This is a genomic window from Pseudomonas coleopterorum, assembly GCF_900105555.1.
In the GTDB taxonomy this organism is placed as follows: domain Bacteria; phylum Pseudomonadota; class Gammaproteobacteria; order Pseudomonadales; family Pseudomonadaceae; genus Aquipseudomonas; species Aquipseudomonas coleopterorum.
The window spans coordinates 498411-521026 of the sequence record NZ_FNTZ01000001.1; the positions used below are offsets into that span (position 1 = coordinate 498411).

The following is a 22616-nucleotide window of genomic DNA, read 5'->3' on the forward strand; positions in this document are numbered from 1 at the left end:
GGTGAAAAACACGCACGTCGAACAGTGGGATGCTCATCGACAGCGGCGCGTCACGTCGGTGGTGACATCGACCGGTAAAAGGCGTCGGGTCATGTCCATTTTCAGTGGTCTCTCACCGTCGGGTTCATACGCAGAGCGGGCGAACTATGCCGGAAAGCCCGGGCGTCTGTCCAGTTAAGCGCAATAGCCCGCACGTTGCCCGATGTTTGCGCAAAATTTGTGACTCGCTTGTCGATTTCGGTCACTGCCGACGATCATTGATCGCCTGATGGCGGTATTTTGCCGACGAACCCTGCCGCATCGATTTCGCCAACGACCCGTGAGGCGACCTGTTCGATGCCGTTGGCGTCGAAGAACAGCAAGGCCGGTGGCCCGAACAGCTTGAAGCGATCGAGCAGGGCGCGCTGTTCGGCATTGCTCTGGGTAATGTCCAGGCGCACTTTGCGATACCCCGCCAGTCGCGCGATGACCTGCGGATCGGTCAGTACTTCATGCTCGATGACCTTGCAGCTGATGCACCAGTCGGCGTACCAGTCCAGTACCAGAGGCTGGCCACTGGCCTTGGCCTGTTGCAGGGCCAGTTCGAAACCTTCACGGGTAGTCACCGTCTGCCACGCATCGGCTGCGGCACTCGGCGGGGCAGCACTCGAAGCACTGATGGTGGGAGGTGCCAACGGCTGGAAAGGATCGGATTGGCCGCTCAGGGCTCCGTGCCAGCAAGCCAGGGCGTAGAACACAAAGCCCAGCCCCAGCACCTGTTGCAAGCGTTGCCGCGCCGGTTTCACCACCCACTCCAGCGCCCCCATGAACACGCCGACGCCGGCGGCCAGCAGACCGATCAACAGCAGGGTCACACTGCCTGGCAATACCCGGGCGAGCAGGGCGATCGCCAGGCCCAGCAGCAGCACGCCGATGGCATTCTTGACGGTCACCAGCCAAGGGCCGCTCTTGGGCAGCCAGGCCGCGCCGCCGGTGGCGACCAACAGCAGCGGCGCGCCCATGCCCAGGCCCAGGGCGAAGAGTTTCAACCCGCCTCCCAAGGCATCGCCGCTGGCGCTGATATAGAGCAGTGCCCCGGCCAGCGGCGCCGATACGCACGGTGACACCAACAGGCTCGACACCACGCCCAGCACCGCGGCGCCCCACAGCGAGCCGCCCTTGGCATTGCCGGCCACGCGATCGAGGCGCTGGCTCACGGCCGCTGGCAGCTTGAGCTCGAACAAACCGAACATGGCCAGGGCGAAAATCACGAAGAACAGGGCGAAGGGCACCAGCACCCAGATCGACTGCAAGCGTGCCTGCAGGTTGAGTTCGGCGCCGAACTTGCCCATCAGCGCACCGAGCAAGGCGAAACAGACTGCCATGGGCAGCACGTAGGCCAGCGACAGACTGAAGCCGCGCCACCCGCCGACCTGCCCGCGCAGGACCACGCCGGACAGGATCGGCAGCATCGGCAACACGCAGGGGGTGAAGGTCAGGCCGATGCCGGCGAGAAAGAACAACGCCAGTTCATGCCATTGCCAGCCACCGTCGACAGGCGTCTGGCTGGCCACTGGCGCGGCCTGCCCGATGCCCGACACGGACAGGCGCTGGGTCTCCGGCGGATAGCACAAGCCCTTGTCGGCACAGCCCTGGAAGGTCACCGCCAGGGTGAAGGCCCGCTGATCACCGCTGGGGCGAGGAATGTGCACATCGAGAATGCCGTGGTACACCTCGACATCGCCGAAGTACTCGTCATGTTTCGCCTCGCCAGGCGGCAGTTGTGCCGTTCCCAGCGCGATGTCGGCGGGTTCGGCCTTGAATTCGAAGCGGTGGCGATAGAGGTAGTAGCCTTCGGCGATGACAAAGCGCAGGGTGATGTCTTGCGCCGACGACTGCACCTGTTCGAGCTGGAACGCCTGGCCGACCGGCAGGAAGTCGGCGCTGTTGTTCAGCGACGCGCCTCCCAGGGTGGCGCTGGGCCGTGTGTCAAGCAGACCGGAAGCCGCGACGGGCAGTGCGAAAACCAACAACAGGAGGCAGAGCAGGCGGCGCATGACGTTTCTCGAACAGCAACTGAGCGCGCATCATACTGGAGCGGTGCGGTACTGCCGAATCGCCATGGGCCAATTTCATGTAACAGGATGGGTCGCCCGGATAGGGTCGCCCAGACGGGTCGCCCGCACTAGACCCTGAACGCCTGCACGGCCGTGCGCAGCTCACCCCCCAGTTGCAACAGGTGCTCGCTTTGAGCCCGTCCCTGGTCAATGAGTTGCAGGTTGTCTTCACCCAAGCCATGAATGCGCTCGCCGTGCTCGCGAATCTCGCCGACCGCGTCACTTTGCTGTGCAGTCGAGTCGGCGATGCGCACGGCGGTGTCGGAGATGGTCTGGATCGCCGTGACGATCTGCGTCAGCGCGCCGTCCGCCGCCTCGGCTTGACTCGCCGTGGCCTGAGCATGAACCACTTGCGCGCGGATACCCTGCACGGAGTCCCTTGCAACCGTCTGCAGGCCGGCAATCAAGGTCTGGATTTGATGGGTCGCCCCGGTCGTGCGCGACGCCAGCGAACGCACCTCTTCGGCCACCACCGCGAAACCGCGACCCATCTCGCCGGCACGGGCCGCCTCGATCGCGGCATTGAGGGCGAGCAGGTTGGTCTGGTCGGCGATCGAGCGAATCACAGTCAGCACTTCGCCGATGGTGGCTGATTCCTCGGCGAGCTGTTCGATCATCTGCGCGTTGCCCTGCACCTCACCCACCAGTGCATGCAGGCCCCTCAGGCTCTGCCCGATGACCTGCTGACCATGCTCCACCGCATCACCCGCCAGGCGGCTGGCCGCTGCAGCCTGACTGGCGTCACCGGCCACTTGGCCGATGGTCGCTTCCAGCTCGCCCAGTGCATCGCGAATTTGCGCCGTGTCCCCGGCCTGGCGCAGCGCCCCTTGATGCAGGCCACCACTGAGCTCGGCCAGTTGATGGCTGCTGCCGGCCACCTGCTCGGCGTTCTGGCGAATGGTGCCGACCAACTCGACCAGATAAAGACGCAGGCGATTGAGTGAGGCTTCGATGGCCTGCAACTCATGGTTGGTCCGGCCCAGAGCAATGGGCCGGGCGAAGTCTCCCTCGGCCCAGGTCGACAGCGCTGGATCCAGTCGGGTCAGCACGCCCGCCAGACGGCGTTGCATGCGGTCGATGAGCAGCGCGATCAGCAGAATCAGACCGATCATGGCCCCTTGCAGCAGTCGCACTTCACCCTGGATTCGAGCGTGCTGGCTGCGCACGCCGGGTTCCAGCGCCCCCAGGCCCTGCTGGACCGCGCCGATGCGTCGCTGCGCGGTCTCGGCCAGCTCGGTCCGACGCTGGATCAGTTCACGGGTACGGCTCAATTCGGCCGGATACCGCGTCAACAGGCTGGCCAGCTCGCGCTTGAGGTCCACGCCGTCATCCTGAGTGGCCGTGGTGCTTTCATTCTGCAACCCCATCAATGTAGCGAAATCATCGGCACTCGACGCGCCGGTGCTGGAAACGCCCAGCAGCGGCAAGCCTTCCAGGGTGCTGGCCTGGGTCCTGATGCCGACCAGTTCGCGTTCCACGTCGGCGGCCAGCTCGCTGCGCCCGCTGCTGATCATCTTCTCCCGTGCCAGGGTCAGTTTGGCCAGTTGCTGGCTGGCGCCCAGCAGCGTTGCCTGATAAGCGCCGTTGCCCTGTGAATACCGGGCCAGTTGCTCCAGCGTGCCGCCCAGTTCGCGTTCGGCCTGCACCAGCAGGGCCTGTGGGTCCCCCGCCAGCTTGCCGGCGGCCAGCAGTTGCTCGGCGGTGAACGTCTCCAGCGCATCCACTTCCTGCAGCAAGGGGCCGGTGAGCTCTGCCGGCAGCCCGGTGATGCCTTCACGCAGCCGGGTCAAGGCCTGGGTGGCTTCGGCATGGCGCAGCGCGTCACCACTGTTCAGGTAATCCTGAACGTTGCGCACGACTTCATCCTGGAACTGACGTGACAGTTGCAGGTAGCGCTCCATCAGCAGATAAGGCTGCTCCAAGGCCCTTTGCGACCACCACAGGGTCGCTGCCAGTGCGATGCACACGGCAACCAGCAACAACGTGTTCAGATTGGTGAGCAGTTTCAGGCGCATGGGGCACTACCAACAGCGAAATGGTCAGTGCGTGAAGGTATGGCCGATCTGTTACAGGCTCGTGACGTGAACGTTAAAAAGATGGCACATGGCTTTCATCGTCGATCGGCACCTGGTCCTGGTCTGACACATCCGGATGCCTTTGCCGCGGCTGCAGCCTGCTTGTGCATCCTTTATAGTGCCGTTGCGCTATCTCACCTGGAAAACTTTGCCCGTAGGAGGCACGTTAGCCAAGTGACGAGGTCAGAACCCATGAATTCCGCGATAGAAAGGACATAAGCCATGCTGGACTGGAAGAATCGTGCGGGCACAGGCGATGCGCGCGAGCGTGCCGACACCAGTGGCGGCTCACGCAGGCCCTTCAAAAGCCTGCTCCTGAGCAAGGCGGTACTGGGCGCACTGGCCATCTATCTGGTCGTGACCCTGTTGCTGGGTTGGTACTGGAGCGAAGAGCCCGAACTGTTCCCGGTGCAGCAGAATGCCCAGGCGGCCGCCCAGCGTGACGGGCGCCAGATGGTGGTGGGCTACACCACGGTGGAAACCCTCAAGACCGTGGCTTCCACCCTGCTGAACAAGCCCGGTGGCTATATTTCCAACGACCGTTTTCCACCCGGCCTGTGGATGGACAACATGCCCAGCTGGGAATACGGCGTGCTGGTACAGGTGCGTGACCTGAGCCGCGCGCTGCGCAAGGACTTCGCCCGTTCGCAGTCGCAGTCGGCCGAAGACGGCGATCTGGCTCGCGCCGAACCGCGTTTCAATTTCGACAACAAGAGCTGGGTGCTGCCCTCCAGCGAATCGGAGTTTCAGGAAGGCATCAACCTGCTGACGCGCTACCAGAATCGCCTGTCCGATCCGAGCCAGACCAACGCGCTGTTCTACACCCGCGCCGATAACCTGAACAACTGGCTGGGCGACGTCGGTACCCGACTGGGTTCGCTGTCGCAACGGCTGTCGGCCAGTGTCGGTCGCGTCAAGCTCAACACCACCCTCAAGACTGAAAGCGTGATTGCCGGCCAGGCACCACAGGTGGACGAAGAAATCGTCGAAACTCCGTGGATGCAGATCGATAACGTCTTCTACGAGGCTCGAGGTCAGGCCTGGGCGTTGTCGCACCTGCTGCGCGCCATCGAAGTCGATTTCGCCGACGTGCTGGCCAAGAAGAACGCAACCGTGAGCGTGCGCCAGATCATTCGCGAACTGGAAGCTTCCCAAGCACCAGTCTGGAGCCCGATGATTCTCAACGGTAGCGGTTTCGGCATGTGGGCCAACCACTCGCTGGTCATGGCCAACTACATCTCGCGGGCCAACGCGGCAGTGATCGACCTGCGCCAGCTGCTGTCGCAGGGCTGAGGACATGCCGATCTCGACCCAGGAGGTCGAACATCGCGCAGCGTCCGATGCCGAGTCGATTGCCTGGGTCGATGAGTCCGACCGCCTGCTGGGAACCCTGCCCAGAGCCGAGCTGCGTGAACGTGGGCTGATCGGCCGGGGGACCTACATCCTTCTGTTCAACAGCGAGGGCGAGCTGTGCGTTCACCGCCGCACGCTAAGCAAGGCGATCTATCCAGGCTACTGGGACGTGGCAGCCGGTGGCATGGTGCAGGGCGACGAAACCTATGCCGAGTCGGCTGCACGCGAGCTTGAAGAGGAACTGGGCGTGAGCGGTGTCGAGTTGACCGCCCACGAGCAGTTTTTCTTCGATCAGCCGGGCAATCGCGTCTGGTGCGCGGTTTTTTCGGCCGTCTGGGATGGACCGCTGGAACTGCAGCCCGAGGAGGTCCTCGAAGCGCGCTTCATGCCTGTACAACAGGCCCTCGACGAGAGCGCCACTGAACCGTATTGCCCCGACTCGGTGGCAGCACTGTTGCGCTTTCTGGCTTGCCGCGACAATGCCTGACAGCAGCCGTACCGCACCGATCCCCGAGCGCGCCCGTTCCACGTAGGAGCGGTCATCGGCCGCGAAAAAGCACCGCGTAACGCCTGACCGCCCGCACTCTTCCATGAAATCCGCGCAACCTCGGCAATTGCTTCCTTCAGGCCCTTAGCACACACCCCGTTTCCCGCTAAACTGCGCGGCCTGATCCACTTCACATGAGGCATGCCGGTGGCCAAGAAAGCCGCATCCTTCGCCGCCCTGGGCGGCCTGGTGTTCTCTACCGACAGCGGTCGGCATTGTCCCGACTGTCGTCAGCCCATCGACGCCTGTACCTGCAAGCAAACGGCCGTGCCCGAAGGCGACGGCATCGCTCGCGTGCGGCGGGAAAGCAAAGGGCGTGGCGGCAAGACCGTGACCACCATCACCGGCGTGCCGCTGCCAGCCGATGCCCTCAAGGAATTGGCGACCACCCTCAAGCGCCGTTGCGGCACGGGTGGCGCGCTCAAAGAGGGTGTCATCGAGATCCAGGGCGATCACGTCGAGCTGCTACTTGCCGAGCTGGTCAAGCAGGGCTTCAAGGCCCGCAAATCCGGTGGCTGAGCCATACGCCTTGTAAACTTGAGGTACTCGCCGGGGTCTACCCCTGCAGGCGCAGCAACCGTCATCTTTACCCTCTACACTGCGCAGGGCCTGACGGCCCGTGACAACCGACTTTTTTCATAGGGGACCTCGATGTCCGTACGACGCACACGCAAAGACGATGGCAGCCAATGGACCGTGGCTGACAGCCGCAGCGTTTATGGCATTCGCCACTGGGGCGCGGGCTATTTCGCCATCAACGAGGCCGGCCGTGTCGAGGTTCGTCCCAACGGCCCGGACAGCTCGCCGATCGATCTTTACGAACAGGTCGACCACCTGCGCAAGAGCGGCCTGTCGCTGCCGCTGCTGGTGCGCTTCCCCGACATCCTGCAAGACCGCGTGCGCCAGCTGACCGGGGCTTTCGATGCCAACATCGCCCGCTTGGAATACCAGAATCGCTACACCGCGCTGTACCCGATCAAGGTCAACCAGCAGGAAGCGGTGGTGGAAAACATCATCGCCACCCAGGACGTCTCGATCGGCCTGGAAGCCGGTTCCAAGCCCGAGCTGCTGGCCGTGCTGGCTCTGGCGCCGAAAGGCGGAACCATCGTCTGCAACGGCTACAAGGACCGTGAGTTCATCCGTCTGGCCCTGATCGGCCAGAAGCTGGGCCACAACGTCTTCATCGTCATCGAAAAAGAGTCCGAAGTGGCGCTGGTCATTGAGGAAGCGGCCGACCTCAAGGTCAAGCCGCAGATCGGCCTGCGCGTGCGTCTGTCGTCCCTGGCTTCGAGCAAGTGGGCCGACACCGGCGGTGAAAAATCCAAGTTCGGCCTGTCCGCCGCGCAGCTGCTGTCGGTGGTCGAGCGCTTCCGCGAAGCCGGTGTCGATCAAGGCATTCGCCTGCTGCATTTCCACATGGGTTCGCAGATCGCCAACCTGGCGGACTACCAGCATGGCTTCAAGGAAGCGATCCGTTACTACGGCGAGCTGCGCGCGCTCGGCCTGCCGGTCGATCACATCGACGTGGGCGGCGGTCTGGGTGTCGACTACGACGGTACGCATTCGCGCAATGCCAGCTCGATCAACTACGACATGGACGACTACGCCGGTGTCGTGGTGGGCATGCTCAAGGAGTTCTGCGATGCCCAAGGCATGCCGCATCCGCACATCTTCTCGGAAAGCGGCCGCTCGCTGACCGCGCACCACGCCATGCTGGTGGTTCAGGTCACCGACGTCGAACGTCACAACGACGAAGTCCCCGAGATCGTCGACAAGCAGAGCCTGCCCGAAACCCTGCAATGGCTGGTCGACCTGCTCGGCCCGACCGATATCGAGATGGTCACCGAGAACTACTGGCGCGCCACGCACTACATCAGCGACATCGCTGCGCAGTACGCCGACGGCAAGGTGACCCTGGCGCAGAAGGCGCTGGCCGAACAGTGCTACTTCGCCGTGTGCCGTCGCCTGCACAACTCGCTCAAGGCCCGCCAGCGTTCCCATCGCCAGGTACTGGACGAGCTCAACGACAAGCTCGCCGACAAGTACATCTGCAACTTCTCGGTGTTCCAGAGCCTGCCTGATACCTGGGCCATCGGCCAGGTGCTGCCGATCCTGCCGCTGCATCGTCTCGACGAAGAACCGCTGCGTCGCGCCGTGCTGCAGGACCTGACCTGCGACTCCGACGGCAAGATCAAGCAGTACGTGGATGAGCAAAGCATCGAGACCAGCCTGCCGGTACACGCCGTCAACCAGGGTGAAGATTACCTGCTGGGCATCTTCCTGGTCGGCGCGTACCAGGAAATCCTCGGTGACATGCACAACCTGTTCGGTGACACCGATTCGGTGAACATCTATCAGCGTCAGGATGGCAGCGTGTACAGCGCCGGTATCGAAACCCATGACACCATCGAAGACATGCTGCGCTATGTGCACCTGTCCCCCGAAGAGCTGATGACCCATTACCGCGACAAGGTCGCCAGTGCCAAGATCACTGCGCGCGAACGCACCCAGTACCTGGACGCCCTGCGCCTGGGCCTGACCCGTTCTTCGTACCTGTCCTCGTAACGCATGGGCCTGGCTGCCCGGTTGCTCGCCTTCGCAGCCCTGCTGGGGCTGCTGAGCGGTTGCTCCGGGTTGCGCACCCTGGATGTCGTGACGCCGTCCAGTGGCTACCAGCTGACCCAAGGGGTAGCCTACGGCCTCGATCCGCGTCAGAAGCTGGACGTCTATCGTCCCACCCGACCACTGCCGGCCACACCGGTGGTGGTTTTTTTCTATGGGGGCACCTGGAACAGCGGCGAGCGGGGCGACTATCGTTTCCTCGCCCAGGTGCTGGCTGCTCGCGGCATTCTGGTGGTGGTCGCCGACTACCGTCTCTACCCGCAGGTGCGCTATCCCAGCTTTATCGAGGACGGTGCCGATGCCGTTGCCTGGACCTATCGAAACATCGATCGGTACGGTGGCGACGTTCGCCGTCTGTTCCTGATGGGCCACAGCTCCGGTGGCTATAACGCGGCCATGCTTGCCCTCGATCCGCAGTGGCTGCGTAAAGCCGGGGTCCCCGCCAATGCGCTGCGCGGCTGGATTGGCCTGGCCGGCCCCTATGATTTCCTGCCGATCGAGAATCCCGAAGCCAGGCCGGTATTCTTCTTCCCCGATTCACCGCCCCAATCGCAACCCATCAACCAGCCTCTGACCGGCTCGCCTCCGGCGTTGCTCATCGCCGCGACCCATGACTCGACCGTGGACCCGGTTCGCAACAGCGAAGGCCTGGCGCACCGACTGCGCGCCGCTTGCGTCCTGGTGCAGGAACGCTATTACCGCCGACCGAACCACCGCACCTTGGTTGCCTCATTCGCCTGGCCCCTGCGCTGGTTGGCACCGGTGCTGAATGACGTTGTGCGGTTCGTCGAGGCCAAGCCTGAAACAGCGGAAGTCCGTTTGCGCGAATAGATCAATCTTGCCAGTCACCGCAAACACTATTCTCGGATTTTATTTGAGTAGGTGCTGAACGTACTGCGTGCAGAGGTCATCGAAGCACGTGTTCGACGCGTTTCGGGGTGGGGTGGAAGTGTACAGTTGCAATAGCTTTGGGAACGGTATCCAGGTACTCCGCAAGTATCAATATCCTTGTAGGAAAAAGCCCGCTTAATTGCAGGCCTTTTCTATGAGCTCAAAGGCTCACTGGTATTTATCTTCGATCTTGCGCTTTTCCAGTGTGTAGGTTTTCAGATCGATTTCATTGATGGTGAGTTTGGAATCAAGCTCGTTCATGTCACGTTTTCTCAAGCTGGCAACATGCTCCTTGCTGGCGTGATAGTTCAAAGTTTCGGCAGCGTCGTAGCCGCTGACCGGGTCCCATAGAATGGACGCTGGCCACAGAAGCAGGTTGACGACGCCCCAACCATAGGCGCGGCCATAAAATGACCCGCCGCCAGGCAATAGGCCAAGGCCGGCACCGAGGACGGGTTGTTTGACTTCCACGGCGAGGTTTTTGGCGCGGAGCATTGCAAGTTCGGATTGCTGGGCGGAGTTGAGTCCGCTCGCGCAGCCAGTGGTCAATACGATGAGCGTAACGGCAAACAAACTGCGAAGTGTAGACATCCCTATTCCTTATTTACGGATTTCCAATCGATAGTGAAGTGGAAGGCGGCGTAGTCTATAGACGGGATATGGATATGTATCGCTTGTTAGCGTGATTTTAACTAATGGTTACATTTGGCTGGGGGGCGGAGTCGTGATCGTGCAAAGAAGACCTTGTTACTTCTAGTAATGATCTCGCCAAGTATTGCCGTATTCTGTGCAGATTGAATGTTGACTCTTCCTGTCATAAGAAAGCGTCCGCATTAGCTAACAAGGTTTAGCTGATTGATTGTCAGTTTATCGTATTGAAATTCTTGCCGTAGGGTTGTATGGATGCTGTTCGAGGTATAGAAGCTGTGAACGAAGTGTGGAACCTCGTTTACATCCATCCGTTACGATACCCACTCATCCCTGCGCTGCAACCGCCACGCAATCCACCCCAGCGTCACCGCCCGCAGCATCATGAACAGCAGGAAACTGATCCACAGACCATGATTCCCGAACCCGGTGCTCCACCAGCCGATCGGCAACATCACCACCACACTGACCAGCATCGCATTGCGCATCTCCCGCGCCCGCGTTGCACCAATGAACAGGCCGTCCAACAGATAGCTCCCCACCGCAATCAGCGGCAGCACGGCCAGGTATGGCAGGAACGGATAGGCCGCCTCACGGACACTGGGAATATCGGTCTGCAGATTGACGAACACATGCCCAGCGAGCAGAAACAGCACGGCAAACCCGCTGCTGGCGATCAGCGACCAGCCAAGGGACACCACCAGCGAACGGCGCAGCGTTTGCCGATCGCGCGCACCGATGGCGTGCCCGCACAACGCTTCGACCGCATGGGCCAGGCCGTCCAGCGCATAGGCAGTGATGAGCAGGCCGTTGAGCAGCAGCGCATTGGCGGCCACGGTGGCGTCGCCCAAGCGTGCGCCCTGAATGGTGATCAGCAGAAAGACCCCGGACAGCGCCAGGCTGCGCAGAAAGATATCGCGGTTGACGCCCAACAGCGGCTGCCAGTTGCGCCACGACTGCAGTGCTGTCCACACCATATGCCCCGGATAGGCGCGCAGGGAGGGACGGGTGAGGGCCAGACCGAGCAGGGCGCCAACCCATTCGGCAATCACTGACGCACGCGCCGAGCCCAGGACGCCCCAGTCCAGGCCGAGCACGAACCACAGGTTCAGAGCGATATTGACCACGTTGGTGGTCAGCAGCAGTTGCAACGGCGCGCGGGCGTTCTGGGTACCAAGGAACCAGCCGATCAGGGCGTAGCTGGCCAGGGCCGCGGGCAGCCCCAGCAGGCGCGTCTGGAAAAAGTCGTGGGTGGCTTGCTCCAGTGCCGCGGACGGCGCCATGAAGCTCAGGGCGAGGTGGCTGAAGGGCAGGGCCAGCATCGACAGCAGCAGGGAAAACAGCAGCCCCAGGCTCAGGCCCTGCACGAGGATCTGGCGCAGCGCGTCACCGTCGCGGCGCCCGGCCGCCTGCGCGGCGAAACCGGTGGTGCCCATGCGCAGGAAACTCATCAGCGACACCATGAACGTAAACAGGCTGCCGCCCACGGCCACTGCGCCCAATTGGTGAGCGTGGGGCAGATGGCCGATCACGGCGCTGTCCACCAGCGTCACCAGCGGGACCGACAGGTTGGACAGAATCATCGGCGCAGCAAGGGCCCAGACGTTCTTGTGGGTGAGGCGATGGCGCCAGTCGGTCAGTAGGGTAGACATGCAAGCTCCGCGTTCGGGGCGGGGATTGTAGCCCACACTCGCAACACCACGGCACAGTTGTCTCAACCGGTAACCCTGCCTACGAAAACGTCAATATTGATATATATTCTCAGCCTTGCTTTTCACTGCCCCAGGTACCTCACATTGAACAAAGGACTGTTTCTGGCCTGTGCACTGGCCCTGCTCGGCGGGTGCGATTCATCGACCTCGGAAAAACCCGTCGAGCCCGCGCCGCCGGTGGCTGCAACGGCTGCGGCGGCCAACGTCGATCTGCCTGCCCTGGCGAAGCGCTACGAAGGCCGTGAGCTGGCCGTCGCCGATACCTCGGAAATTCAGCTTGATGGCGCCAGCACCCTCTCGGTGACCTTCACCGCACCGCTGGATCCCAAGCAGAACTTCGCCGACAAGGTTCACCTGGTCGACAGCACCCGAGGCACGCTGGACGGCGCCTGGGAGCTGTCCGACAACCTGATGGAGCTGCGTTTTCGCCATCTGGAGCCCAAGCGCAAACTGGTGCTGACGGTCGATGCCGGCCTGCTCTCGGTGAACCAGGGCACCTTGGCCAGTGCGTACAGCAGTCGCCTGGAAACCCGAGACCTGCAACCCACCGTGGGCTTCGCCAGCCGCGGCTCGCTGTTGCCCACCCGACTGGCCGAAGGCTTGCCGGTGATTGCGCTGAACGTCGACAAGGTCGATGTCGAATTCTTCCGCATACGGCCCGAGCAACTGCCGGCCTTTCTCAGTCGCTGGGGCCGCAACAGCAGCCTGCAAAGCTATGAATCCCGCGAGCTGTTGCCCATGGCCGAACTGGTCTACGGCGGTCGCTTCAATCTCGATCCGGCGGCCAATACCCGCGAGACCCTGCTGCTGCCCATCGGCGGTATCAAGCCGTTGCAGCAGCCGGGCGTCTATCTGGCGGTAATGCGTGCCTCGGGCACCTACGACTATGCCCAGCCGGCGACGCTGTTCACGCTGAGCGACATCGGCCTGTCCGTGCATCGCTACGCCGACCGCATGGACGTATTCACCCAAGCGCTGGAAGGCGGCAAGGCCCTGGGCGACGTCAGTCTGCAACTGCTTGACGGCAAGGGCCGCACGATTGGCGAAGGCAAGACCGACGCCGCCGGACATGCCGAACTGCCCTTGCCGGTGAAAGCCGAGGTGCTGCTGGCACACCAGGGCGAGCAGACCAGCCTGCTGCGGCTGAACACCGCTGCCCTGGATCTGGCCGAGTTCGACATCGCCGGGCCCAAGGCACATCCGTTGCAGTTTTTCGTTTTCGGTCCGCGCGACCTGTACCGCCCTGGCGAAACCGTGTTGCTCAACGCCTTGCTGCGCGACAACGACGGCCACCCGGTCAAGCCGCAACCGGTGAGCGTCGAGGTCCGCCGGCCGGACGACCAGCTCAGCCGCAAATTCGTCTGGCAACCGGACGATGCGGGCTTCTATCGCTATCAGCTGCCACTGGCAGGCGAAGCCCCGACCGGGCGCTGGCAACTGCTGTTCGACCTGGGCGACGGCAAGCCTCAGGTCTATGAATTCCAGGTGGAAGACTTCCTCCCCGAGCGCCTGGCCCTGGACCTCAAGGGCCAGGACACGCCTATCGCACCTGCCGATACGCTGGATGTCGACGTAACCGGCCGCTATCTGTACGGCGCTCCGGCCTCGGGCAACCGGCTGAGCGGCCAGTTGTACGTGCGTCCGCTGCGCGAAGCGGTGCCTGCGCTGCCGGGTTTCCAGTTCGGCTCTCTGACCGAGGGCGAACTCAGTCAGGATATGGAGCTTGATGAAACCCCCCTCGATGCGCAGGGCAAGGCGAACCTCGCCATCGACAGCCGCTGGAGTGACGCCAAGTCGCCCCTGCAACTGGTGCTGCAAGCCAGCCTGCAGGAGTCCGGTGGTCGTCCCATCACGCGCCGGCTGGTGCAGCCGGTCTGGCCCGCTGACCGGCTGCCCGGCGTGCGCGGCATGTTCGACGGCGAGAACGTCGACGGCGACGGGCCGGCCGAGTTCGAGTTGCTGGTCGCCGACGCCCAAGGCCACAAGTTCGCGGCCGATGGGCTCAAGGTACGGCTGGTGCGCGAGCGCCGCGACTATTACTGGAATTACTCCGAGAGCGACGGCTGGAGCTACAACTACAACGAGAAATACCTGAACCTGAGCGAGGAAACGCTCTCGGTCGCCGAAGGCGGTACGACCAAGGTCAGTTTCCCCGTGGAATGGGGGCCCTATCGCGTCGAGGTCGAAGACCCACAAACCGGCCTGGTCAGCAGCCTGCGTTTCTGGGCCGGCTACAGCTGGCAGGACAACACCGAAGGCGGCGCGGTACGCCCGGATCAGGTCAAGCTGGCACTGGACAAGCCCCACTACAGTGACGGCGACACCGCCAGGGTAACGGTGACGCCACCGGCCGCCGGCAATGGCTATCTGTTGGTGGAATCTGCCGAAGGCCCCTTGTTCTGGCAGGAAATCGACGTGCCCGCCGAGGGCAGGACCTTCGACATCAAGGTCGATCCGAAATGGGCCCGGCATGATCTCTACATCAGCGCGCTGGTGATTCGCCCCGGCGAACGCAAGGCCAACGTCACCCCCAAGCGTGCGGTCGGCCTGCTGCACCTGCCGCTCGATCGCGCTGCGCGCAAGTTGGCGCTGAGCCTCGACGCGCCCTCGACCATGCGTCCCCAGCAGCCGCTCACGGTCAAGGTGCAGGCACGCAACAGCGACGGCAGTATCCCGCGTCAGGCTCACGTGCTGCTGGCCGCGGTGGACGTGGGTATCCTCAATATCACCCAGTACGCCACGCCGGATCCTTTTGCCGCCTTGTTCGGCCGCAAGGGCTACGGTGCCGACCAGTTGGACGTCTACGGCCAGCTGATCGAGGCAGGGCAGGGGCGGCTCGCCAGTCTGGCCTTCGGTGGCGACGCTGCCAACCTGGCCAAGGGCGGCAAGCGTCCACAGACCAGCGTCAACATCGTGGCCCTGCAAAGTGCCCCCGTGACGCTGAACGAGCAGGGCGAAGGGCAACTGACCCTCGATATCCCCGACTTCAACGGCGAGCTGCGGGTGATGGCGCAAGCCTGGACCGAAGATCGCTTCGGCATGGCCGAGGCCAAGACCGTTGTCGCCGCGCCCCTGGTCGCAGAACTGTCCGCGCCGCGCTTCCTTGCTGGCGGCGACCAGGCGCGCGTTGCACTCGACATCACCAACCTGACCGAACGATCACAGACCCTGACCGTGCAGTTGAACACCGAAGGCCCCTTGACCCTGCTGGACGCCCCCCGCAAGCAGTTGCAGTTGGCCAAGGGCGAGCGGCAGACGCTGTACGTGCCGGTGCAAGCCTCGGGCGGGTTGGGCCAGGGGCACATCAAGGTGCAGATCGAAGGCCTCGACCTGCCTGGTGAAACCTTGCCACCCATCACTCGGGACTGGACCCTGGGCGTGCGTCCTGCCTACCCCGCTCTGGTCAGGCATCTGCGCAGCGTGCTCAAGGATCAACCCTGGACGCTGCCGGCCGGTGCCCTGTCACCCTTCGAATCCGCAGGACGAGAGGCGCTGCTGACTCTGTCGAGTCGGCCGCCGCTGAACATCGGCGAGCAGATCAAGGCGCTCAGGGCATATCCCTACGGCTGCCTGGAACAAACCGTCAGCGGCCTGTATCCGTCGCTGTATTCCGATGCCGCCAGTCTGAAGAAACTGGGTGTGGAGAGCGATACGGATGCCGAGCGCAAACGCAAGATGGACATCGGCATCGAACGGCTGCTGGGCATGCAGCGCTACAACGGCAGCTTCGGGCTGTGGGGCGCGGATGGCGAGGAGGAGTACTGGCTGACGGCCTATGTGACCGACTTCCTGCTGCGCGCCCGCGATCAAGGCTATGCCGTACCCCCGGAGCCGTTGAAGAAGGCCAATGAGCGGCTGCTGCGCTACCTTCAGGAGCGCGACCTGATCGAGGCCGACTACAGCGACAACCTGGAACACACCCGCTTCGCGGTTCAGGCGTATGCCGGTCTGGTGCTCGCGCGCAGCCAACAGGCGCCGTTGGGCGCGCTGCGCAGCCTGTTCGACCGGCGCAGCGATGCACGCTCGGGTTTGCCGCTGGTGCAGTTGGCGATCGCCCTGCAGAAGATGGGCGACCAGCCGCGCGCCGATCAGGCGCTGCAAGCCGGTCTGGCGGCCAGTCGCAGCGATGCTGACTGGCTCGGCGACTACGGCAGCCCGCTGCGCGACCAGGCCCTGGTACTCGCCTTGCTCCAGGAGAATGACCTGAGCAAAGCAACGCTCGAAGAGCGTCTGTTCACCCTCTCGGACTTGCTCGCCAGCAGCAGCTGGCTTTCCACCCAGGAGCGCAACGCCCTGTACCTGGCCGGTCGCACGGCACTGGCTTCGCCTCAGCAACCCTGGGCCGCCCAGCTGCAAAGTGCTGGCACCAGCCACGCGCTGACTGACGCCCAGCCTGCGCTGAAGCTGGCCGACGGCGCGCTGTCCGAGCCGCTCACCGTCACCAGCCAGACGCAACAGCCGCTGTACCAGCAGTTGACCTTGTCGGGCTATCCGGCACAGCCACCGGCGCCGTCTGCAGACAACCTGTCGATCCGTCGCCAATACCTGAGCCTGGACGGCGAGCCGCTCAAGCTCGATACGCTCAAGAGCGGTGATCTGGTGCTGGTGCATCTGGTCGTGGGCGCCAAGCAGCGCGTAGCGGATGCATTGGTTGTGGATCTGCTGCCCGCCGGCCTGGAAATCGAGAATCAGAATCTGGCGCAAAGTGCCGCCAGCCTGGACGACGCCAGCAGCAACGTCAGGCAGTGGCGTGAATCGATGCAGAACGCCAGCCTGCAGCATCAGGAGTTTCGCGATGACCGCTACGTGGTGGCGCTCAAACTCGATGGTTATGGCAGCACGCACCTGCTGTACCTGGCTCGTGCGGTGACCCCTGGTACCTACAAGGTCCCGCCGCCGCAGGTGGAATCGATGTACCGGCCAGGCTGGCATGCGGTCGGCGCTACGCCACCGGATCTTACGGTTCGGCCCCGGTGACCGTGTGCAAGGGCAGCCGCTGGCTGCCTTAGCCGCTCGCTTTGGAGCCTACTGAATGATCCAGCTCAGCAACCAAAGGCCCAGCACGGCCCAGATGACACCCATGATGATCGACGCACGCATGAACGCTCGGACAGCGGAATACAGAAACAGCAGGCCCACGATCAGGGCCGCGATGGTGACGATGTTGGTGTCCATGCCCAAGGTCCGCGACAGGCCGTCGACGAAGTTGCCCCCTGCGTTGCCGAGGAGGCTGAACAGCCAGCTCAGGCTGTCGACCACCCAGCGGATGATGGCGCCCAGGGCCTGTCCCAACCACTCGAAAAAGCCTTCTACATGCATAGCTGCGTCCTGATTCGGTTAGTGGCATTCACGCCATTGTGCCCCCTTTGGCCATGCGCCAGCGAACCAAGTTCCCGACAGCGCCAGCAAGGTTGGCGCACTTGATCCGCAGCATTCTCGTTTCTCCGAAGTCGCCTCGACGTAGATTCATTCGCCGCTCGCTGTTGGCGCTTGGTGTGCCGGTGGTGCTCCTGTGGCTGGCCGATCGGCTCTGGCCGCTGCCGTTGCCACAGGATGACCTGGCCCGCGTGGTGCTGGCCGAGGACGGTACACCGCTATGGCGCTTCGCCGATGCCGAGGGCGTGTGGCGCTATCCGACCCGCGTGGAGCAGGTGTCGCCCTATTATCTGGAAGCCTTGCTGACCTACGAAGACCGCTGGTTCTACGAACATCCAGGTATCAATCCGCTGGCGCTGGTCCGCGCGGCCTGGCTCAACCTCGGCGGTGGGCGGGTGCTTTCGGGCGGCAGTACGTTATCGATGCAGGTGGCACGGCTGCTCGATCCGCATTCGCGGACCTTCTCCGGCAAGCTGCACCAATTATGGCGAACCGCACAACTGGAGTGGCACCTGAGCAAGAGGCAGATCCTGACGCTGTACCTGGATCGCGCACCGTTCGGTGGCACCCTGCAAGGCGTGGCGGCAGCCAGTTGGGCGTATCTGGGCAAGCCGCCCGCGCAGCTCACCCGCAGCGAAGCCGCCTTGCTGGCGGTGCTGCCCCAGGCGCCGAGCCGCCTGCGTCCTGACCGGCATCCGCAGTTGGCGCAGGCCGCTCGCGATAAAGTGCTGCAACGCATGGCCGACCAAGGCGTGTGGCCCGCCGCTCAAGTACGCGAAGCACAACAGGAGCCCTTGTTGCTGGCCCCGCGGCAGGAACCGGCATTGGCCCCGTTGCTGGCCCGACGCCTGAACCGCAGCGACAGCCCGCCGCTCATCCACACCCTGATCGACGCCAGCCTGCAGCGGCGTCTCGAAGACCTGCTCCTGGGCTGGCGTGCACGTCTGCCGGAGCGTACGTCGGCGGCGATTCTGGTAGTGGATGCCCAGACCATGGCCGTGCGTGCCTACCTGGGCTCGGTGGACCTCGCCGATACCCGGCGCTTTGGCCATGTCGACATGATCAGCGCCATCCGCTCGCCAGGCTCCACGCTCAAGCCTTTTCTCTATGGCATGGCCCTGGATGCCGGATTGATTCACTCCGAATCGCTGTTGCAGGATGTCCCGCGACGGTACGGGGACTACCGGCCCGGCAATTTCTCTGCGGGGTTCAGCGGTCCGGTCGCGGCCAGCTCGGCGTTGTCCCTCTCGCTCAACCTGCCCGCCGTGCAATTGCTCGAAGCGTTGGGTCCCAAACGCTTTGCCGCGCAGTTGCGCAACGGTGGCCTGAACCTGAGCTGGCCGCTGGCCGCCGAGCCCAATCTGGCCATGGTCCTGGGCGGCGTGGGCAGTCGGCTCGACGATCTGGTCGCCGCCTACAGCGCCTTCGCGCGCAGCGGCAACAGCGCCGTCCTGCGCTGGCAGCCACAGGATGCATTGCGCGAGCGACCCATGATGTCGGCAGGTGCCGCCTGGATCGTGCGGCGTATCCTCAGCGGTCAGGCCCGGCCGGATCAGGACCGGCACGCCGATCTGGTCCAGCGTCCCGCGCTGGCCTGGAAGACCGGCACCAGCTACGGCTTTCGCGATGCCTGGTCGATCGGCGTCGGGCCGCGCTATCTGATCGGCGTGTGGATCGGTCGGCCCGATGGCACCCCGGTACCCGGTCAATTCGGTCTGGCCTCGGCCGCGCCATTGATGCTGCAGGTCCACGATGTGCTGAGCAATCGCGAGGCACAGCGGGCCATTGCCACGCCGGTCCAGCCCATGCCCGCCAGCGTCGGCGTCGCCGCGATCTGCTGGCCTCAGGGGCAACCCCTGGATCGAGGCGACCCCAACTGCCGCCGCCAACGCTTTGCCTGGACCCTGGACAACACCGTCCCGCCTACCCTGCAGGCATTGGATCAGCCCCTTGGGACCGGTTTGCTGCAACAGGTCTGGCTTTCGCCGCAGGGACTGCGAACTAGCGCCTCCTGCCCGGATGCCCAGGCGCGATCCATCGCATTGTGGCCTGCCGCTCTCGAACCCTGGTTACCCAAAGTCGAGCGCCGGGAAATGCGTTTGCCCCAGGAAGACCCGCAGTGCCCGGCACCTCCTTTGCCGTCCATGGCAGCGCTGTCCATCGTCGGTGCTCGCAACGGCGACCGCCTGCGCCAGCCAACGACCAGCAGCGGTCCCTTGCGGCTGCAGCTCTCCACGCTCGGCGGGCAGGGGCCGTATTGGTGGTTCATCAATGGCAAACCTCAAGGGAATGTCGCCGGAGACGGTAGCTTGAGCGCCGTGTTCGAGCGGCCGGGCAGTTATCAGGTCAGTGTGCTGGATGAAGCAGGGCAAACGGCCAAGGTCGAACTGACCGTGTCGGATCAGGGCTTTTGAAAAAGCAATCAGCTCAGCCAGAACAGCGTCATCACGAAACCGGCGAGCAAGAAGGGAGTGAGGGGCAGCACGGTCGCTGCATTGGGGTCCAGATAGACCGCCTTGCGCCGGTAGCGAATGCTCAGCCGTTGCCAGATCAGCGGGGTGACGAACACCCACAGCACCAGGGCCACGATGCCGCCGATGAGGGTTCCGACCAGATGGCTGCTGTCCGAAGCCAGGGCCAGGGCCCAGAGCAGCTTGACCTCACCACAGCTCAGCCGACCGTTGAGGTAGCCGGGCAACGTCAACGCCATGCTCAACACCAGCGCCGCTGCCGCTTCCACCATGCTCGATCCGATCCAGGTGTGCCCGGTGGAGAACAGGCACGCCAGCGCCAGCACCCCCGCGCCGACGGTCAAGGTATCGGCGATGCGCCTGTGCCGAATATCCTGCTCGGCGCACAGGGTAAACCAGAGGAGAAGAACGAGACTTGGCATGGCAGCACCCGCTTGAGTACGACAGTGGATCACTTCTGAAACAGGCCTTCTGCTTTCAGATTAGACGCCTCGCGCACGACGAAGGGGTAACTGCGGTACTTTTTTTCTTTGCCAAGCCTGAGTCGCTCAGCGGGGCGGGTAGGTGGACAGGATGTCGTTCACCGCCTTCTGAATGACACTGCTGCGTTCACTCGGCGACACCGCACTGTCGTTGACCAGTTGCTCGGTGCTGCCGCGCCACACCAGCTTGCCGTCGCGTCCATCGAGCATGTCCAGCTGCAAGGTCGCGACCTTGTAATCGATGCTGCGGGTTTCATTCATCGCTGGCGTGGCCCAGTAGGGCCCCCAGTAGCCACCGCCCCAGCCGCCCCCGTAGTTGGTAGTGACTTGCTGCTGACGGTTATCGACGATCAGGTACGCCTGCACGGTCACGTCGGCACGGCCACCGGCGGCGGCCGGCCGCAGACCTCGCTGGTCGAGCTGACTGCTGACGGCTTGGCGAATGCGCTGCTCGGTCAGGTCGCTGCGCACCCGCGGATCGTCCGGCCGGTATTGCACGGCTGGTTCTTTCCAGGCCCAGCTGCGGTAGGCCGCAAAGTCGCGGCTGGCATCGAAATCGTGATTGACCCGAGGGGTTTGGCACGCGGCCAGCAACAACGCCAAGGGTAGAACGGCAAGACGACGCAACATGATGAAATCTCCTATGGATCAGGAAGGAGGATAAGCCGTGAGCGCCTTTTGTACCGCGTTGCGTAACGCCTCGTTACGATCGCTCAGGCTGCCCTGGCTGCTGGTTTCAGCACTCGCGCTCCAGACAGGCTGGCCGCTCTTGCCGTCGAACAGGTCGATGCGCACCACCATGACCTGGATCTGGTAGGTGCGTACCACCGGATAACTGCCGTAACCGCCGAAGCGATCATAGCGATCGTACGGCCCGTAACCACGCCCATAGCCGGCGCCGTAGCCGACGTCGTCACGGGTCTGTTGCAGGCGCGTCTCCATGCGCAGGCTGGTACCGACCCGCAGATCGGCAGTGCCGCCACCGCGCTGAGGACGCAGGCCACGCTGGTCGAGGGCATTGCTCACAGCCTCGGCGATCTGCGCCGAATCCGCCCAACTTGTTCCAGCCGGCAACTGTCCGTTGACCCAAGCCCAATTGCGGTACTGGGCATAGTCACGCGCAGGCGCGGGGTAGGCACTGGCGTCGAAGGTCTGCGCGGCCTGCGCCGGTGCCGGCGGCAACGGTCTGGAACTGGCCACATAGGGATTGGGGCTCTGGCAGGCCGTCAGGGCCAGGCAAACAGCGCAAAGTGACAGGCGACGCATGGCAGTCTCCGAAATACCGATCAAGCGGGGCGGCAGATCCAGTGCAGGTAACGGCCCAGGCCGGCAAACGCCGGATGCCGCCGATGGGCAAGCTCCATTTCCACCAGTTGTTCCAGGTCGGCGCGCTTCTGGAAGTCGATGGGCATGTAGTCGTGAAACACCCGCACACCGCTCATGGATTCGACACGCCACGTGCCCTCAAGTTGCGCGGCCAGCTCGCGCGGGTCCAGCGGCTGCTGGGGCGTCAGGCTCTGCTTCTCGCCCGCCAGCTCATTGCTGTGCAGCTTGCGGAAATGGCCTTTGAGCAGGTTGCGGTAAACCAGCGCATCGCGGTTGTAGAACGCCAGCGACAGCCAGCCATGGGCGGCGGTCAGCGAATGCAGCACCGGCAGAATGGCGTGCGGCTCGGCCAGCCACTCCAGCACCGCATGGCAGATCACCAGGTCGAAGGCAGGCAGCCCCAGTTCGGGCAGCTGCTGCCAGGACGCCTGGATGAAGGTGGCACTCTGGCCTGCGGCGGCGAAGCGCTCGCGGGCGCCATCGAGCATCGGTTCGGCCGGTTCGCTCAGGGTGACCTGATGACCTTGCTCGGCCAGCCACAAGGCCATGTGGCCCAGGCCGCCGCCGACATCCAGCACCCGCAGAGGACGCTGCGGCAAGGCCTCGCGCAGGTCGGCCTGAAGCACGGCGAGTCGAATCGCACCCTTGGCACCGCCATAGATCTTTTCGGCGAAGCGAGTCGCCAGTTGATCGAAATGGCGATCGTTCATCGCGCGAACCGCCGCTCGCTGTCGGCCAGCTTGGCGCGTACCACCTGATCCATGTCCAGACCCAGTTCGCTGCACAACAGCAACAGGTACAGCACCACATCGCCGACTTCCTGGCCTGCATGTTCGAGTTGCTCGGCCGAGAGGTGTCGCGACTGGTCTTCGGTCAGCCACTGGAAGATCTCCAGCAGTTCGGACATCTCGACGCTGGCCGCCATGGCCAGGTTTTTCGGGCTGTGAAAACGCCGCCAATCGTTGTTTTCGCGAATCTGGTGCAGGCGTTGGGTAAGTGCGTCTAGGTTCATTGCAA

Annotated in this window: 17 protein-coding genes; 7 read left to right on the forward strand and 10 right to left on the reverse strand. The window is 63.6% G+C overall.

The window, feature by feature from the left end:
• Nucleotides 1-254 precede the first annotated feature (254 nt).
• Nucleotides 255-2036, reverse strand: a complete 1782-nt coding sequence (locus BLV18_RS02220) for a protein-disulfide reductase DsbD (RefSeq protein WP_090355989.1) — start codon at nt 2034-2036, stop codon at nt 255-257.
• 128 nt (nt 2037-2164) lie between these two features.
• Complete coding sequence (locus BLV18_RS02225) at nt 2165-4111, reverse strand: methyl-accepting chemotaxis protein (protein ID WP_090355991.1); 1947 nt, start codon at nt 4109-4111, stop codon at nt 2165-2167.
• 282 nt (nt 4112-4393) lie between these two features.
• Here BLV18_RS02225 and BLV18_RS02230 point away from each other — a divergent pair, with 282 nt between their 5' ends.
• The 5 genes from BLV18_RS02230 to BLV18_RS02250 all read left to right on the forward strand — a co-directional run bounded on the left by BLV18_RS02230 (nt 4394) and on the right by BLV18_RS02250 (nt 9524).
• On the forward strand, nt 4394-5464 hold the full coding sequence (locus BLV18_RS02230) for a DUF2333 family protein (protein WP_090355994.1): 1071 nt from the start codon (nt 4394-4396) through the stop codon (nt 5462-5464).
• Between the two features lie 4 nt (nt 5465-5468).
• Nucleotides 5469-6011 (forward strand): NUDIX hydrolase, encoded by a 543-nt coding sequence (locus BLV18_RS02235; protein WP_090355997.1) that lies wholly within the window; start codon nt 5469-5471, stop codon nt 6009-6011.
• Nucleotides 6012-6218: 207 nt separating this feature from the next.
• On the forward strand, nt 6219-6590 hold the full coding sequence (locus tag BLV18_RS02240; protein ID WP_090361957.1) for a translation initiation factor Sui1: 372 nt from the start codon (nt 6219-6221) through the stop codon (nt 6588-6590).
• A gap of 132 nt (nt 6591-6722) precedes the next feature.
• The gene (speA, locus tag BLV18_RS02245; protein WP_049861967.1) at nt 6723-8636 is read left to right on the forward strand and encodes an arginine decarboxylase; all 1914 of its coding nucleotides are present in this window, start codon (nt 6723-6725) and stop codon (nt 8634-8636) included.
• 3 nt (nt 8637-8639) lie between these two features.
• The gene (locus BLV18_RS02250; RefSeq protein ID WP_090356000.1) at nt 8640-9524 is read left to right on the forward strand and encodes an alpha/beta hydrolase; all 885 of its coding nucleotides are present in this window, start codon (nt 8640-8642) and stop codon (nt 9522-9524) included.
• A 228-nt stretch (nt 9525-9752) separates the two neighbouring features.
• On the opposite strand, the gene BLV18_RS02255 is transcribed toward BLV18_RS02250, so the two are convergent.
• Entirely contained in the window at nt 9753-10175 is a 423-nt protein-coding gene (locus BLV18_RS02255) for a hypothetical protein (protein WP_090356004.1), read from the reverse strand.
• A gap of 371 nt (nt 10176-10546) precedes the next feature.
• Nucleotides 10547-11884, reverse strand: coding sequence for an MATE family efflux transporter (locus tag BLV18_RS02260; protein WP_090356008.1), 1338 nt, complete (start codon nt 11882-11884; stop codon nt 10547-10549).
• Nucleotides 11885-12028: 144 nt separating this feature from the next.
• Between BLV18_RS02260 and BLV18_RS02265 the strand changes: the two genes are divergently transcribed.
• The gene (locus BLV18_RS02265) at nt 12029-16921 is read left to right on the forward strand and encodes an alpha-2-macroglobulin family protein (RefSeq protein ID WP_090356011.1); all 4893 of its coding nucleotides are present in this window, start codon (nt 12029-12031) and stop codon (nt 16919-16921) included.
• Nucleotides 16922-16969: 48 nt separating this feature from the next.
• Here BLV18_RS02265 and BLV18_RS02270 read toward each other — a convergent pair whose 3' ends face one another.
• On the reverse strand, nt 16970-17263 hold the full coding sequence (locus tag BLV18_RS02270) for a hypothetical protein (protein WP_043190966.1): 294 nt from the start codon (nt 17261-17263) through the stop codon (nt 16970-16972).
• Nucleotides 17264-17412: 149 nt separating this feature from the next.
• On the opposite strand from BLV18_RS02270, the gene pbpC reads away from it, so the two are divergent.
• Nucleotides 17413-19734, forward strand: a complete 2322-nt coding sequence (pbpC, locus tag BLV18_RS02275) for a peptidoglycan glycosyltransferase PbpC (RefSeq protein WP_244156920.1) — start codon at nt 17413-17415, stop codon at nt 19732-19734.
• 8 nt (nt 19735-19742) lie between these two features.
• Here the strand turns inward: pbpC and BLV18_RS02280 are convergent, their stop codons facing one another.
• The 5 genes from BLV18_RS02280 to BLV18_RS02300 form a co-directional block, all read right to left on the reverse strand.
• Complete coding sequence (locus BLV18_RS02280) at nt 19743-20213, reverse strand: prepilin peptidase (protein ID WP_056844329.1); 471 nt, start codon at nt 20211-20213, stop codon at nt 19743-19745.
• A 126-nt stretch (nt 20214-20339) separates the two neighbouring features.
• Entirely contained in the window at nt 20340-20903 is a 564-nt protein-coding gene (locus BLV18_RS02285; protein ID WP_090356013.1) for a DUF4136 domain-containing protein, read from the reverse strand.
• A gap of 18 nt (nt 20904-20921) precedes the next feature.
• Nucleotides 20922-21539 carry a DUF4136 domain-containing protein gene (locus BLV18_RS02290; RefSeq protein WP_090361963.1) on the reverse strand — a complete coding sequence of 206 codons (618 nt, stop codon included), beginning with the start codon at nt 21537-21539 and terminating at the stop codon, nt 20922-20924.
• A 20-nt stretch (nt 21540-21559) separates the two neighbouring features.
• Nucleotides 21560-22309: a methyltransferase domain-containing protein gene (locus BLV18_RS02295; RefSeq protein ID WP_090356016.1), complete on the reverse strand. Its 750-nt coding sequence runs from the start codon at nt 22307-22309 to the stop codon at nt 21560-21562.
• Complete coding sequence (locus BLV18_RS02300) at nt 22306-22611, reverse strand: MazG-like family protein (RefSeq protein ID WP_049861957.1); 306 nt, start codon at nt 22609-22611, stop codon at nt 22306-22308. The genes BLV18_RS02295 and BLV18_RS02300 overlap by 4 nt, the downstream gene beginning before the upstream one ends.
• Nucleotides 22612-22616: the final 5 nt, after the last annotated feature.